General features: G+C 62.6%; 10 protein-coding genes. 4 read left to right on the top strand and 6 right to left on the bottom strand.

Annotation, left to right across the window (positions count from 1 at the left end; all coding sequences use genetic code 11):
* Window positions 1-421 precede the first annotated feature (421 nt).
* The 3 genes from ACZ1JV_RS07565 to ACZ1JV_RS07555 are packed head-to-tail and all read right to left on the bottom strand — an operon-like array spanning window position 422 to window position 4,351.
* Window positions 422-2,008: a sensor histidine kinase gene (locus tag ACZ1JV_RS07565; RefSeq protein WP_465149041.1), complete on the bottom strand. Its 1,587-nt coding sequence runs from the start codon at window positions 2,006-2,008 to the stop codon at window positions 422-424.
* Entirely contained in the window at window positions 2,005-2,736 is a 732-nt protein-coding gene (locus ACZ1JV_RS07560) for a response regulator transcription factor (protein ID WP_465149040.1), read from the bottom strand. The genes ACZ1JV_RS07565 and ACZ1JV_RS07560 overlap by 4 nt, the downstream gene beginning before the upstream one ends.
* 22 nt (window positions 2,737-2,758) lie before the next feature.
* Entirely contained in the window at window positions 2,759-4,351 is a 1,593-nt protein-coding gene (locus ACZ1JV_RS07555; protein WP_465149039.1) for a DUF4153 domain-containing protein, read from the bottom strand.
* 256 nt (window positions 4,352-4,607) lie between these two features.
* Here ACZ1JV_RS07555 and ACZ1JV_RS07550 point away from each other — a divergent pair, with 256 nt between their 5' ends.
* Window positions 4,608-6,149, top strand: a complete 1,542-nt coding sequence (locus tag ACZ1JV_RS07550) for a vWA domain-containing protein (protein ID WP_465149038.1) — start codon at window positions 4,608-4,610, stop codon at window positions 6,147-6,149.
* A gap of 194 nt (window positions 6,150-6,343) precedes the next feature.
* Here the strand turns inward: ACZ1JV_RS07550 and ACZ1JV_RS07545 are convergent, their stop codons facing one another.
* A complete protein-coding gene (locus tag ACZ1JV_RS07545; protein ID WP_465149037.1) occupies window positions 6,344-8,926 on the bottom strand; it encodes a TonB-dependent receptor in 2,583 nt (860 codons plus the stop codon).
* A 244-nt stretch (window positions 8,927-9,170) separates the two neighbouring features.
* Between ACZ1JV_RS07545 and ACZ1JV_RS07540 the strand changes: the two genes are divergently transcribed.
* Both ACZ1JV_RS07540 and ACZ1JV_RS07535 read left to right on the top strand, forming a co-directional pair.
* Window positions 9,171-9,767, top strand: a complete 597-nt coding sequence (locus ACZ1JV_RS07540) for a M17 family peptidase N-terminal domain-containing protein (RefSeq protein ID WP_465149036.1) — start codon at window positions 9,171-9,173, stop codon at window positions 9,765-9,767.
* Between the two features lie 111 nt (window positions 9,768-9,878).
* Entirely contained in the window at window positions 9,879-11,411 is a 1,533-nt protein-coding gene (locus tag ACZ1JV_RS07535) for a catalase (RefSeq protein WP_465149035.1), read from the top strand.
* A gap of 99 nt (window positions 11,412-11,510) precedes the next feature.
* Here the strand turns inward: ACZ1JV_RS07535 and ACZ1JV_RS07530 are convergent, their stop codons facing one another.
* Entirely contained in the window at window positions 11,511-12,164 is a 654-nt protein-coding gene (locus ACZ1JV_RS07530; RefSeq protein WP_465149034.1) for a response regulator transcription factor, read from the bottom strand.
* 109 nt (window positions 12,165-12,273) lie between these two features.
* Here ACZ1JV_RS07530 and ACZ1JV_RS07525 point away from each other — a divergent pair, with 109 nt between their 5' ends.
* Complete coding sequence (locus ACZ1JV_RS07525) at window positions 12,274-12,906, top strand: response regulator transcription factor (protein WP_465149033.1); 633 nt, start codon at window positions 12,274-12,276, stop codon at window positions 12,904-12,906.
* Window positions 12,907-12,913: 7 nt separating this feature from the next.
* Here ACZ1JV_RS07525 and ACZ1JV_RS07520 read toward each other — a convergent pair whose 3' ends face one another.
* Window positions 12,914-15,805, bottom strand: coding sequence for a sensor histidine kinase (locus ACZ1JV_RS07520; RefSeq protein ID WP_465149032.1), 2,892 nt, complete (start codon window positions 15,803-15,805; stop codon window positions 12,914-12,916).
* Window positions 15,806-15,919: the final 114 nt, after the last annotated feature.

The raw sequence follows: 15,919 nt of genomic DNA, 5'->3' as shown, positions 1-15,919 counted from the left end.
CGACTGCGACCCATTTCAGTCGCTCAGAGCTAAAATTTTCAGCTCCGGCAGCCGACCGTCCGCTATCCTAAAGACCATTCTCGGCAGTTGGACTTGGACGAGTATTGCATCGTTTCCGCCGCCGACCCATTCTTGCCGTTCCGCCGCCGAATTTCGACGCCCAAGTACGGGGCCGTTAGCTATTATGGCAGCTCGCGGCGAAGGTTGGCCGTCCACGGTCGCTAGCGGATCGGTGAACGAAGGTGGGCTTTCAGGCCGCGCGAATGAGGCACTGAATGTCGGCTTCGTCGGCGGAAACGATGATTGAGCCGGTTGGTCTAAGCGTGTGCCTAGACGTGCTTGTTGCGAACGTGCGACCTGCAAAGAGGCGTGTAACAAGCGACGCGCGTTTATCGGATCAGGCTTCTGGTTGTTCTAATCGTCACTCAAACGATGCGTTGCCGTTAAGGCAGGTAATTTGAAAATGTGCGCCATGTGTCGAAGAGATGAGTTCCAGTTCGCCGCCGTAAGCCTGCAATAGTGAACGGGCGATGGGCAACCCCAGTCCCGTGCCGCCAAGTTCGCGTTTGCTGGTAAAAAACGGCTCGAAAATACGTTGGTGGTCCGCCTCGGGAATGCCCGGGCCGTCATCGATCAAGTCGATGGCAACCACGTCCGGCTTGCTCTGCAGAGAGACTTCCAGGTGCCTTGCGCCCGCTTGCCGGGCATTCTCGACCAGAGTGGTCAGCACGGCTTCCAGTGCGTCGCCGTCGATGCAAATCTCAGGTTCCTTTTCCGGCAAATTTACGGAAATCGCGAAGTCTTTGCCAGATAGTCCATCGGCGACGGCGAGGAGCAAAGCGCTTGGAAGAATGCTGGCATCGGTCATTCCCACCAGCACGTCGGCACGGGCAAGTTCCATCAACCGGCCCACAAGGCGCGAGAGGCGCCGGGCATCCGCAGCCATGTTGGCAAGGAACCGTTCGCTTTCCGCGGGTGACATCTGGGCGCCATGATCCTGGAGCAGCTCGATGGCACCGGAAATTCCAGCCAGCGGCGTCTTGAACTCGTGGCTGACCGAGGAAGCGAAATCGCGCAAGTAACGTGAGCGTTTTTCGATGGCATCGGCCATTTGCTCGAAATCTTCATAGAGCGCGCGGATCTCGACCACCTGCAAGGTCGGTTGCCGGGCGGAGACGCGCTGGCCCGATGCGAGTGCGCGCGTTGCGCGGCTCAATCCTTCGATCGGCCGCACGATGGCGCGCGACAGCACCGCCGAGAGCATCAGGAGCATTGCGAAGATCGCTGCCACGCCCAGCGCGATCTTGCCCCGATCCTCGTAGATGCCCAAGGCCAGGGCGCGCGGCGAGCGCGATACCAGCAGTAAGCCCACGACTTTGCCGCCCACCACGATGGGCCGCGCATGATGCAAGCGGATGTTGGCGGCGCGGCTCAGCCAATCGAGCGCGTGGCTGGCTGGATAACCGGCGTTCTCGCGCAGGACGGTCATAGGCACGCCTTCAAGCGCGGCGTGGACTTCCGGCAGCGTGGCCAGACTGCCGCCGGCCTCAGGTCCGTTGAGCAGGATGCCCTGCCGATCCAGCATCAGGATCGAGGCCAGGGTCGTCACCTTGGTTTCCTGAAAAGCCGGCATCATCCGCCAGGCCAGCGCCACGGCAGCGGGATCGGGGTGGCCTTCGACGGAAGCTGCGCGCGGGCGGGGTGGCAGGACCGGGGAGGAACGCAAGTCCACTTCGGTCATCCGGTCGTTATAGCGTTCGGGCACGGCGGGTAGGGCAATCCCACTGCCGACGACGGCTGCGCTGGCGGCCAGAGCGGCGCTTTGCGCCACCAGTTCCGCCTCGGTCCGCCGGACCAGCGCGTTTTCGTAGATGCGCAGGAAGATCGCGCCAAACCCCGGCAGTGCGGCGACGAACAGCAGCGTTCCCAGCAGGATCGTGCGCAGGCGCAGGATCGGCCAGTGCCAGGCGACGATGGCCTTGATCCGTGTCCAGACCCTGCGGATCATCCCTCTGCCGCGGTGCCCATGCAGGCGCCGAGGCGGTATCCGATCCCGGCGCGCGTCTCAACCAGGTCGCTGGCACCGACGTCCGCGAATTTCCGGCGCAAATTGCGGACGTGGCTGTCGATCGTACGATCCGTCAGTGCGAAGCCGGGGCCGCGCAGACGATCGATGATCTGATCGCGGGAGAAGATGCGCGCAGGGCTGGATAGAAGCGTGCGCAGGATGGTGAACTCGGTCACCGTCAGGGCGACTTCATGGCAGTGCCACTGCGCAGTCCAGCTTTCCGGGTCGAGGCTCAGCAGGCCATGGCGCAGCACGGCGACGCTGTCGGACGGACCAGCGAGCGCTGCAGTGCGCAAACCGGTGCGGCGCAGGATCGCCATCGACCGGGCAACGACTTCGCGCGGTGAGAAGGGCTTCACCACATAGTCGTCGCCGCCCAGTTCGATGCCAAGCACCCGGTCGATCTCGTCATCACGTGAGGAGAGGAAAAAGATCGGCACTTCGCTCGTTGCCCGAAGGCGCCGGCAGACTTCCAACCCGTCCATGCGCGGCATGTTGATGTCCAGGATCACCAGATCGGGATCATGGCGCGCGACTTGCGCCAGTGCTTCCTCACCGTCGCCGGCCTCAATGGTGTCGAGACCGGCCTTGCCGAAGGCGAAGACGAGTAACTGGCGGATATGGGGATCGTCGTCGACGAGAAGGATCGTGCCGGGCATGGCTGACATGTTCATTTCCTCAAGGCCCATGTCAACGCGGCGCGGTGGCCTGCGGTGGGAATTGCGGCTGTGGGGCCGGTGATGGCGGGGGAGGGGAAGGAGGCGGCGGGGCAGGCTCCGGGATCAGCGATCCATCGCATCCGCGCTCGCCGTCGCCAAGGTCTACTGGAGGCAGCCTCGCGGCAAGGGCTTCGGCCTGTTCGCGGCGGCGCGCGTGGAGCAGGCTGGCGTACATGCTATAATCGCGTGTCGTTTGCAGACGCACGGCATGCACGCGCTGGCGGAAATCGAAGCCGAGATCGCGGCGTCGTTCGAGTTCCAGCAGGGGAAGCAGAGCGGACTCGCCCTGTTGGCCGAGATAGCACAAGTCCAGCGCAGCACCGGCACCGCCGACCTCACGGGCATGGCGGACGTTCCAGTAGGCTGCCAGCGAGCCGAGGTCCAGGAAGCAGATCGCTGTCAGCACTATCGTCGTCGCCGCGAGATTGACGTTGACCAGCCAGGCTGAACTGCGATCGCGTAGCAGGCGCCAGCAGATCGTGGCGAGACCGAAGCCGACCAGCAGCATCCATACGAGAGCCGCGATGCGCAGACGGGTGAGCGAATAGGCCTCCACATAGTCGACCGTGCGCTGGATCGACGAGGCGACGAGGATGATGTTCTGGGCGATCCATAAGGTGACGAGGCGCCGGATTGCCGGCGAACGCGCGGTTTCCGAACCCGGGCGCAGCGCAACCAGCACGAACAGCGCTCCCAGCAATGCAGTGGCGATCAGCGGATAGGCGCCGCGATGGGCATAATCGGCCAGCGTCATCCCCTCCGGCAAGCTAGCGGTACCCCAGAGATAGGCTGCATCGAGCGCGTTCTGCAGCGCGAAGATCGCGTTGAAGACCACCAGCGAGATCGTGATTGATGCCGGTGAAACCCCCGGCAGGGCGATATCACCGCGCCCGTCGAACAATGGCAGGGGGCGTTTGAGCAGGCTGGGGCGCAGCAGGCTCCACAGCATGGCGAAGAACAGCGTCCACAGCATCGCACGCGGCACCATGACCATGATGGTCGTGTCGATCGACAGCAGTGAAGATACCGCTTGCGCCAATATGGGATTGGCGGCGCAGAACAGTGTCACGATCACCGCGCCGCCGACTAGCGGCAACGTCAGCAGGGAGGCCGCCCGGCGCAGGCCGATGCGTCTGCCGTGCCCGGCGGCACGGACTTTCGCCATGCGTCGCAAGTCGATCAAGGGACCGAACGGTGCGCGCAGGCCTTGCCAGAGCAGACGCTGTATCCAGCGCCAACCGTCGTCGAACCTGCCGGTTTGGGGAAGCAATGTGGCCATTCCCGCGGCAAGCCAGAAAAGCGTCCAGGAGAGCATGCCGGGATCCCAGGTGAGCGCGAGGGCGAAGACCGTCGCGCCAAGGGTCGCCAGCTGGCCGGCCCGGCTTTGCCGTACCGCCGGCCTTCCTGCAAGCAGACCGGCCAGGAGAGCCAGTGCCAGAATGCCCGGCACGCCATTGGGCGGGGCACTTCGATGCACAAGCCAGTCTGCTGCACAGGCGAAGACCAGTCCTACTGCAAGTTTCCATCGGAAGCTTGCGCCCAAGGGGGCGGCGACGAACTGCATTTGCGTATCTCCCTGAATGACGGGAGTTATTATGCGAGGCAGACGGCGCAGTTTATCGTGGCTTCGCGGTCAATTGTTAGCGCAGAGTCTGTGCAGAAACCGTGCAGGGAGTGGAAAGTGCACCGTAGATCCGCCATTTTCTGATTATCGTGCCGGATCAACCGAAGTGCAGGCGATGGATCTGCAGTCCAGGCCCTCTTGTATCGATGCAGTTCCGAGAACTATTTGTTCTCCACCAATACAGTGGAGAAAGCACATGCGTTTTCGTGTGATCCTGTCCCTTCCCTTAATGTCGGGTCTCATGCTTTCGGCCTGCGGTGGTGCGAAGCCAGCAGGCGATGCCGGGTTCGAGGACGTTGCGGCGAACGCCGACAGCGGTGATCGGTACGATGGGAAGGCGGTCAGCCCGATCCACCGCGCCGCGAGCGAGCCCGTTTCAACGTTCGCGGTCGATGTGGATACGGGTTCCTACACCAATGTGCGGCGCATGCTGATGGGCGGCCAACATGTTCCTGCCGGGGCGGTGCGTACCGAGGAGATGATCAACTATTTTCGCTATGACTATCCGCTGCCCGCAGACCGAACCACGCCTTTCAGCGTTACCACCGATGTTTCCACCACGCCGTGGAACCCGCAGACCCGGCTCCTGCGCATCGGCCTACGCGGTTACGACGTCGCCCGGTCCGAGCGGCCGGCGGCGAACCTCGTGTTCATGGTCGATGTATCCGGCTCCATGGATGAGCCGGACAAGCTGCCGCTGGTCAAGCAGGCGCTGTCGGTCCTGGCGGATGGACTTCGGGCGGACGACAGCATTTCCATCATAACCTATTCGGGTTCGGTGGAGACGCTGGTCGAGGGCAGCCACGATCCTGCGGCCATAAAGGCGGCGCTGTCCGGGCTGCAGGCCGGGGGCGGCACGGCGGGCGGTCCCGCACTATCGATGGCTTATGACCTTGCCCGCGCGCATCGCATTCCCGGCGGTATCAACCGGATCGTCATGGCGACCGACGGAGACTTCAATGTCGGCCTGTCTGACCAGAAGGGGCTTGAGGACATGGTCCGCCAGAACCGCGAGGACGGCATCACGCTGACCACGCTCGGTTTCGGGCAGGGCAATTACAACGATGCGATGATGGAAGCGGTTGCTGACCAGGGCAACGGGAACCACGCCTACATCGACAATGCCATGGAGGCGCGCAAGGTTCTGGACGAAGAACTCTCCTCTACGCTGTTCACCATCGCCAAGGACGTAAAGGTGCAGGTTGAGTTCAATCCGGCGGTGGTCAGCGAATACCGCCTGATCGGGTACGAGAACCGAGCACTGCGCGAGGAGGATTTCGCCGACGACAAGGTGGATGCGGGTGAGATCGGGGCCGGGCACCAGGTTACGGCGATCTACGAGATCGTGCCGGCCGGTCAGCAGGGCTGGCTGCCCGCGCGCAAGTATGCCGCGAATGCAGCCGCGACGCCCGTACCGACTGGCGATGCGTCCGAGGCGGCAACCGTGCGTCTGCGTTACAAGCTTCCCGATGGGACGCAAAGCCGGCTTGTCGAGGCGCCGGTGGCCGCCAGCCGTCTCACGATGGCAACGATGCCGACGGGCGATGCTGCATTCGCTATCGCGGTGGCCGCATTCGGGCAGAAACTGCGGGGCGATACTCGGCTTGGAAACTTCGACTACACCGATATCGCGCGTCTTGCCGGCCCCCAGACAAATTATTGGCGAAACGAATTTGTGGAACTGACAAACTTGGCGGCTGGCAGCCAGAAGCAAGTTGCGACTGATCAAGCGCGATGAGAATGAAATGATGTACGTTGACGTCTCTGGTGTTCCTTCTCTCAAGAGATGGAACCTAGAGCCGCTTAACGAAAGGCCGGTTTCGGGAAGGCCGTTGGTAACGTCAAGCGGGTTACCCGATACCGGCTTTTCTGCGATGCGGCAGCGCAGATTAGGACTGCGCTGCCGGTCGTCGTTTTTCGGGACCTCTACGCTCAATACGCTGCCGACAGTGTCAGGAACCACTGGCGCGGTGCGATTGGATAAGCCGAATAGCTGTTCGTGGCCGATCCGATCGAAAGCGTCGAGACGCCCTTCTTGTCGGTGAGATTGGTAACGTTGAGAGCAAGCTCCACCTTCTGAAGAGGCAACACACCGTCCGGCACTCGTCCCGCAACGCGCAGCGAGGTCAGGAAGTAGGACGAGACGCTGGCATCGTTGGTGAATGTCGCGAACCGGCGGCCGACGTAATCGCCGATCGCTTGTACCTCGATCGGGCCCACGTCCAGCGTCGCGACCGTCTTGTTCATCCACTTGGGCGTACCGGGCAATTGCTTGCCGCAAGTCGGGACGATGCCGCCGGTGACGACGTAGCCGCCGATGCAGGTGTCGGTAGCCGCGCCGATCCCTAGCGCCGTAGAAGTGTAGTCGTTCTGGTATTTGGAGAGATTGTAGGAGACGGCGTTATAGAGCGAGAATATCCGCCCAACCTTCAGCGTAATCGCGGCATCGACGCCATTCGTCTTGACGTCGCCGACATTCACCAGCGTCGAAGTGCCGCCGGTGATCCCGCTTCCCGCGATCCCGCCCGGGTTGGTGGGGATGGCAAGCAGGCGGTTGCTGAAATCGACGTGATAGTAGTTGATCTGCGCCTGGATCGCGAGGCCATTGGAAAATGTGCGGTTCGTGCGTACGCCCGCCTCGTACGTCCAACTCGTCTCGGGCTTGCCCTCATCGGCGAAAGCGTCGAACGCCGCCTGGCTGCCGGTGAACCAGGGACCGCCGCCGCCCGCAAGATAGGCCTGATACTGCCGCAGGTTTTTCTGGACGTTGAAGTAGACCTGCTCGTGCCCGTTGAAGTCATAGGTCGCGCCGAAGGCGGGCAGGAACCAGTTCTTGGTGTTGATCTTGCCTTCGGGAAGCGCCGTCGTGCCGCCCAGCGAGCCGACACGCGGCTGGACCGGGAACCACCCGTTCGCCCACTGGGCGCTGGTCTTGACGCCGCCCTGGACGAGCAACCGGTCGGTCACCTGCCAAGTGTCCTGAATATGGAGCTGCAACTGCTTGATCCGCGCTTCGCCCTGATACTGCGTGAACAGCGGCTCCATGACGTCACGGGGGCGGATGTAAGGGGTGCTCAGCGAAGGATCGGAAACGGGCACGGCATACCAGCGGCGCCATTGCGTGGTGCTGTTGTGTTCGAACCAGCCGCCGAATTCGATCTTGTGGTTGCCCAGCTCAACGCTTGCTGCCGAAATCACGCCGACGCGATCGATGCGGTATTCGGTGGTGCGGGTAATCATCCCCGAACCGCCGGTAGCAGCCACCAGCGCGGCACCGGAGGCAGCCGCCTGCGCAGCGGTCAGCGCCGTACAGGCGGAAGGACGAATTCCGTTGCCATTGGCGCTAAAGCGGCAATTGCTAGGGAGGGTTGCGTAATTGGGATCCAGATAGGCCTGCGCCGTGGTGATCGACTGGCCGAGCGGTCCAGCGACAACGCCGGCACCATCGTTGTGGTGGTAGTAACCCGTGGTCGACCAGGTGATCTTGTCGGTCAGGTGGGCATCGTAACGCGCGTAACCGAGATAATCGGTACGCTGTGCATCCGAGTAGTAGTTGCGATAGTTGCTGCCTTCGGCTGCCGGCGTGTTGCCCAGCGGCGTCAGATAGTCCGTGCGGTAACCATCGAAATCCGGATAGAAAAAGGGCTTGGTATACGGCGTGAAGAGCTGGGCCGGGGTGGCCGTGCCGCCGGCGGAGGGCTTGTAGAAGACAGTCGCATCCTCGTTCGGCTGCGTCATGTCATTGTAGTCGAAATAGAGCGTCAGCTTGCCGGCGTCGCTTTCATGCACGAACTTTGCGTTGGCCTGCCAGCCCTTCTGGATACCGTCGAAATCCCAGGCGCGCGCTCTCTGACGTACGCCGGAGATGTAGGCCGAGTTCCCGCCGCCGATGTCGCCGCTATCGATGCGCAGATAGGTGCGCGATGCGCTGTAGCTGCCGAAAGTCTGGGCAGCGCGAACGCCGAACTCTTTCTCCGGGTCGGAGGAGAAGGTTTCCACAGTACCGCCAAGGTTGCTGTTCGAAGGCGTCGCCAGGTCACCGGCACCGGTGGCCACGACAACGCGCCCCACGTTCTCCGAAATGACGGCGCGCTGGGGCGAAAGGCCGTTGTAGTTGCCATAACTTTGATCGCCCAGAGGAATGCCGTCCATGGTGTAGCCGAGCTGGTTACTGGCAAAGCCATGGATGAACATCTGCGCGTTCTGTTCGTTATTCCCCCAGGGATCGGCCGTGATGTAGAGAACACCAGGCAGGGTTTGGATCGCCTTCAGGGGGGAAACGCCAGGCAGAATTTTCTGGATTTCGACATCGGAGAGCGCCGTGGCCGAACGGGTCGTCTTGGCTCCGGTGACGATGATCGAGTTGCTGCCGTCGGCGGGATTGGCATCGACAGAAGCAGCTTCGTCCGCAGCGGCCTCACTGGCCATCGCTTGCGTCGCGGAACACAGAGTAAGCGCGGTGCCAGCGAGCATAGCCCAGCGCGCGGCCTTGGCCGCCGATCGAATTGCCGTCATGCGATTGTATTCCCCAAACCTTGCCAGCGGTGGGTTCACCGCGCGGCACGGTCGGTAGCCAAGCGCTGTGGCGGTTTGACTTAACTTTGATTGCAGTTTGATTTCACAGGCAAAAGTAGTGAAATATTACATTGTGTGCGCACAAGCCGACGTGCAGGGCAGGGGCTTTGGCTGCTAGCGCCCGCATTTCGGCCGCCTCTCAGTCTATGTGATGATCCACACAATGCCGTCAAAGGACATTCTCATGACCAAGGTTGGGTCCGCTTTCCAAGTATCGATAGAAGTGGCGGCGTGGGACGCAGCCGGCGCCGATGTCGAGCTTTCCTGTGCGGGTATGTTCAGCAGGGAGGCGGATGACATACAGGTGACCGGCGGCCTCGCTCACCTGGATGCAGCTCTCAATGGTCGGCTTCTGGATTTACGCGAACAAGGGATATTCACGGCAGCGATAGGCGAGTGCCTGCTCGTGCCGTGCCCGTCTGGCGGTATCAATGCCAGCAGCTTGCTTCTGGTCGGATTGGGGGAGCCAAGCGGCTGGGCGGTGGACAGATTGCGGGCGGCGGTCCGCGCCGCCGCCGAATTCGCTTTGGCTATCAACGCCCGAAGCGCGGCATTCGCTCCTGGAATGCTCGATAGCGGCATTGCCACTAGCGTTACTGCCGGGGCCAGCGGTCTGATGATAGAAGGGCTTTTGGCAGCGCTTCGCGCCAGATCAAAGCTCGTTGACCTTGGCCTTGCTCGAAAGCCTTTACTGGAACGCTGGGTGTTCGATGTTGGAGCGGCAAGGCTCTCCGGCGCGGTTGAGGAATTCGGGGAACAGCTCCGGAAGCACTCCGATTAATCGCTTCAGCCGATCACAATCATATCATCGTATAGTTTAGGCAATCACTTCCGCTCCGCTAAATCCAGCTCGTAACCCTTTGCGAGACCGACAGATTCAAGGAGTGAAGCAATGAACGGATCGAACCCCAGCGGCGGAAAATGCCCCTTTGGCCATGGCGCCGTCTCTGGCGGCACGCCGCTCACCACCGCGTTCGGTGCGCCCGTCGTTGATAATTCCAATTCGATGACTGCGGGCCCGCGCGGCCCGCTGCTGATGCAGGATGTGTGGCTGCTGGAAAAGCTGGCCAACCTTAACCGCGAAGTGATCCCGGAAAGGCGCATGCACGCCAAGGGGTCTGGAGCCTTCGGCACGTTCACCGTCACCGGCGACGTCTCGAAATATACCCGCGCCAAATTCCTTGCTGAAGCGGGCAAGCAGACCGAACTCTTTGCCCGTTTCACCACCGTTGCCGGCGAGCGCGGCGCGGCCGATGCCGAGCGTGACATTCGCGGCTTCGCGGTGAAATTCTATACCGAGGAAGGCAACTGGGACATGGTCGGCAACAATACGCCGGTGTTCTTCGTGCGCGATCCGCGCAAGTTCGCCGACCTCAATAAGGCCGTGAAGCGCGATCCGCGCACCAACATGCGTAGCGCGACCAACAATTGGGATTTCTGGACCCTGCTGCCTGAGGCCTTCCACCAGATCACTTATGTGATGGGCGATCGCGGCATTCCCAAAAGCTATCGCCACATGAACGGCTATTCCAGCCACACCTACTCGTTCTGGAACGAGGAAGGAGAGCGCTTCTGGGTGAAGTTCCACTTCAAGACCCAGCAGGGCGTAGAGTTCCTGACCGATGCAGAAGCGGCCGAAGTCGTCGCCAAGGACCGCGAATCCAACCAGCGCGATCTCTACGATGCTATCGAGCGCGGTGACTTCCCGAAGTGGACCGTGCAAGTCCAGATCATGCCCGAAGTCGAAGCCACCACCTGTGGTTTCCATCCTTTCGACCTCACCAAGGTCTGGCCGCATGCCGACTATCCTCTGATCGAAATCGGCGTGATGGAACTGAACCGTAATCCGGAGAACTTCTTCGCCGATGTCGAGCAGAGCGCTTTCGCGCCCTCCAACCTCGTCCCCGGCATCGGCGTCTCGCCCGACAAGATGCTGCAGGCGCGCCTGTTCGCCTATTCGGACGCGCAGCGCTATCGCCTTGGCGTGAACCACCACCAGATCCCGGTAAACGCCGCGCGCTGTCCCGTCTTCACCAACCACCGAGACGGTCAGGGCCGCGTCGACGGCAACTATGGCGGCCTTCCGCACTATCACCCGAACTCGTTCGGCCAGTGGCAGGGGCAGCCCGAATATCGCGAGCCGCCCATGAAGATCGACGGGAACGCCGACTTTTGGGACTTCCGTGAGGATGATCACGACTACTACAGCCAGCCCCGTGCCCTGTTTGAACTTTACAGCGCGGATGAGAAGGAGCGTCTCTTCGCGAACACGGCCCGCGCGATGGGCGACGCGCCGGAATTCATCAAGCAGCGGCACATCGACAACTGCACACGCTGCCATCCGGCCTATGGCGAAGGCGTTGCAAAGGCTTTGGGGATGAACATCAATCCCGCGCTGTCGCCCGTGCCCGAGACGGCGGACTGATCTTCCCGCCAAGAGGCTGAACGATCCCATGCGCCCATCGGCGGCGGCGCATGGGATCGCGTTTCGATTGCGGCTTGGAGCGGGACGGTTGCGCTCTCGTCAGGCGCAAAGGGACAAGGAGGCCCGGACCAAATCGGGGACCGATCGCAGATCCATCTTGCGCATCAGGCTTGAGCGATGAAGCTTCACGGTTATCTCGCTGATCTTCAGTTCCCACGCGATCTGCTTGTTCATCAGCCCGCGCACGACGCCTTCCATCACTTGCCGCTCACGCTCAGTAAGCGTGTCGAAACGCTGGGCCACGGCGCGCTGCCGCTGAGCGGTCGAGCGGCGCTCCACATCGGTCTCCAACGCGTGCTCGACGGCATTGAGCAGGTCGATCTCATCGAAAGGACGGAGCAGGAAATCGGCCGCGCCCGCCTTGATGGCACGGACGGAAAGCCGAACGTCGGCGTGGTCCGAAACGAAGATCACCGGGATCGGTTCGCCCCGGCTCTTGAGGCGCTCAATCAGTTCCAGCCCGTCGGCGGCGGAGGCTCCCACGCTCGCCACGACACAGCAGGGCGCTTCGGGCAACGGCGCATCAAGCAGCGCTCCGGCCCAAGCGAAAGTCTCGGCAGCATAGCCTTCGCCGGTCAGCAGGGCACACAGCCGCGACTGGGCTTCGCTAACGGAATCGACGATCAGGATTCTGCCCTGACGCGCGCCGTCATTGGCGGAATTTCCCATCGTTTGACGGCTTGAAAAGGACATTCCACTACTCCTGGTGACGGGGCAGGAATGGTCGATAGTGCACACAGCGGGCAATCCCCTCTTTTGGGGGGAATTGCATAAACCGGGTCCCGCGGCCTAGAGAAAGGCCATGGAATCCCTGCCTTTACAGTCCTTCATTCGCATCGCCGTCGTCGACGATCACCCCCTGCTGCGCGACGGAATCATCGCCGTGTTCGCCACCCAGCCCGATCTGGAACTGGTCGCGGTGGGCGATGACGGCGAAGCTGCGGTCCGCATCTATCGTGACGTGCAGCCGGACGTGATGCTGCTGGATCTGCAAATGCCCAATGTCGACGGGGTGGAGGCAATGACGCGTATTCTGGCGGATTTCCCCAAGGCGCGCATCCTGGTGTTGACCACCTACTCGGGCGATGGACGCGCGGCGCAGGCCATCAAGGCGGGTGCTTCGGGATATCTGCTCAAGAACAGCCTGCGCACTGATCTGCTGGACGCAATCCGGTCGATCCACAACGGCGGAACCCACTTCGACACGCAGGTCATGCCCGCCGCGGATCGCGAAGCGAAGCGGCTGACAGCGCGGGAAAGCGACGTGCTGGAACTGGCGGCAGCAGGCAACTCCAACAAGCAGATCGCCGTGCGCCTTTCCCTCTCGGAGGAAACCGTGAAGGGCTACATGAAGGCCATTTTTGTCCGCCTGGGCGCCATGGATCGAACCCATGCGGTGGCGATCGCCGTGCGCAATGGGCTGATCGAACTCTGATCCTGCCCTAGCGATAGGCGATCTTTGCAGGCAGGGTCAGGCGGATCGACGTGCCTTGGCCGGCGGCATTGGCGATGACGAAGGAGCCGCCCAATCGTTCGATGCGTTCCCGCATCCCGGTCAGACCAAAGTGCCCTTCACGTCCGCCTGCGGCACGAACATCGTCGGGCAAGCCGACGCCATCGTCGAACACGCGAAGCGACAGGCGATCGCGAGAATGGTGGATTTCCACTTTCACCATCGTCGCCTGCGCATGCTTCACCGCATTGGCGAGCGCCTCACCTACGGCAAGTTCGATTTCCTCGGCCACGGGCGCGCCGATGAGCTGTTCCGGCCCGTCCACGCGGATGTCCCATATCAGTGCATCGCCCACCACGCGCTGCGCACAGGCGCGCAGGGTTTCGGCGATGCATTTGGGTTCGGCATCCTGGCGCAGGCCGCGTACGCGTTCGCGACCATGGAGAAGAACGTCGTCAGCCCGTTCCAGCGCTTCTTCGATGGCGGTATGCGCGGGAGTGCCCGGCGTCGTGAGGTGCAGGACCGTTTGGAAGCGCAGCATCAGGCCCTGAAAGCCTTGCAGCAGGGTGTCATGCAGGTCCTGCGCAATGCGCTCACGTTCCGCCACGCGCTCCTCGATACGGTCGCGCAAGGACCGCATGGCCAGACGCATGCGCCAGCGGAACAGGGCGTAGATACCCAGTGCCGCCGCCGCGAGTGCCGCAAGCCGGAACCATGCGGTTTGCCAAAAATGAGGGGCGATTACGAAAGTGACATCGGCTTCCCGCCTCGCCCATGGCCCGTCGGCGGTCGCAGCCGTGACGTGAAAGCGGTAGGTGCCGGGCCCCAACCCCGCGTAATCGACGCGGCGGCGGCCTTCGGCATCGACCCAGCCCTCATCCACGCCGTCCAGTCGGTAGCGATAACGGTTTCCTTCCGCATCGGCGAGGCTGAGGCCGACATAGGACAGGCTGACGCGCGTGGTCCCCGCAGGCAGGCGTGCCCCCGCCAGCGGATAGGGGCGCCCGTCCACTTCCAGCCCGGTGACGTGTATCGGCATGTCCGGCCGTTGCGGCCCAATGCGAGCGGGATCGACCTGCACCACACCGGTGCTGGTTACGAACCACAGGCGCCCTTGCGCATCGACGGCGGCGTCATTGGCAGAATAGGGCTCTGTCCGCGCCCGGATGACGCCGTTTTGGCCGTAGCGGGCGCGGGGGATCGGCATTCCGGGGTGCGCGAAGGCCGCATCGAAATCGGTTGCTGCGATGCGGGTAATGCCGCCGGCGGCGATCAGCCAGTAATGGCTGCCGACCCGAACGATACCCATCACCCCGGCCAGCCAGGGGTAAGTCTGCGCGCTCAACTGCTGAACGCGATGACCGTCATAGCGGGCAAGGCCCGCCTCGCCGCCGATCCAGGTCTCCCCGTCCATCTGCTTGAGCATGCGCACGAAGCCGACACCGTCCTTGCTTCCCGCGCCATTGTTTCCCGGCCAGATCGGCGTCGTCACGCCGTCATGCACGCGGGCCAGCAGGCGCAGCGGCTGGTTGACGATGAAGGCGTTTGGCCCGGTGGCGATGAAGGTCGTGGCGGGGGGCAGACTCTCGTCCTTCACCCAGCGCGAGCCTTCCAATCGGAACATGCCGGAAGCGGATACCGACTCCCACAAACGCCCCTGCGGATCGGAGGCGCAGGCCTGCCCGAATTGCCGCTCCCGCTCGAGCGGGCCGATGATGCGCGTAACCGTGGAGCCACGCACGAGATATTCATTCTTGAAGGTGAGGACGTAGGCACCCACACCTGAAACGGAACAAATATCGGAAAGTAGGCCCGAACGCAGGATAAGCTGCGCTTTGCCATCCACGATGCGGTAGAGTCCCTCGTCGCCGCCAATGTAGAGAGAGCCATCCGGGCCGGTCGCAATGCCGGTGCGAACCCCCTTGATGGCGGTGTAACGTACAACCGGCGTGCGCACGAAGCGGTGTAGCCCATCCGGCCCGCCGCCCCATATCGTGCCTTCGCCGTCGCGCATGAGCGTGGAAATCTGAACCGGATAGATGGCCGAGCGGTCCATCAAGAGATCGCCGGCGGGCACTGTCGCCAATCCGGAGGCGTTACCAGCCACCCATAGCAGGTTGTCGGCATCGAACAGCAAGTCGCGGACGCCATCGCCGCCGCCCAGCGGCTCGCCAAAGGAAATCCCGGTCTTCTCGTAGCCGCGAGGTGTGAGGCGCTGCAGTCCATCGCTTGAAAAGAACCACATCTGCCCGTCTTTGCTCTCGCGGAAGACGGCGCCAAGGTTCATCAGCCCCGGCACCACCTCGAAGGAGCGGCTGCCCTGCGGCAGGCGGCGCAATTCCGGGTTGGAGGCGATCCACATGGTGCCGTTGCTCTGGCGATACATGCGCACCAGCGGGCCATCCACGTCGATGACGTCCCAGTGGCCGTTCACCAGGTGGCGCATCTGCGACCCGAAACCGCTCCAGGCGGATACCCAGACCGAACCGTCGGGGGCAACGTCGATGTCCGTTACGCGCCCGCGCGGCTTTTCCGGGTTGGCGCCGCGCAGCTTGCCGTCCTTCAGATGCGCGATGCCACCAAAGGCATAGCCTACCCACAGGCTTCCATCGGGCGCCGCTGCCAGGGCCGTAACCTGCCGCGCGCGGAAGTTGTCAAAGTCCTCGGGATCGATGCGTTTGAAGTTCAGCCCATCGAAGCGATAAAGACCATCGCCTGATCCCAGCCACAGGAAACCGTCGCGTGTTCGGGCGATTGCCCGGATATCAGGCGGCGCGCCGTCCGCCAGCGACCAGTGACGGCTGGCATATCCGGGAATTTCCGTGGCCGGGGAGGCATAGGCAGCAGGAACGCAGATCGCTGCGCTGAGTAGAGCCGCCAAGGATATGTTTCCGCTAACAAGAAGGCCACAAAGGTCAGAACGGAAGCCTCGGTAAGAACGCATTGCGGGCGCATTGCATGGCAATGCGCCCGCGGCAAGCAAGCGATTGTACGG

Source organism: Novosphingobium sp. BL-S-19, from assembly GCF_055521675.1.
This window is presented reverse-complemented; position numbering and strand designations above follow the sequence as displayed.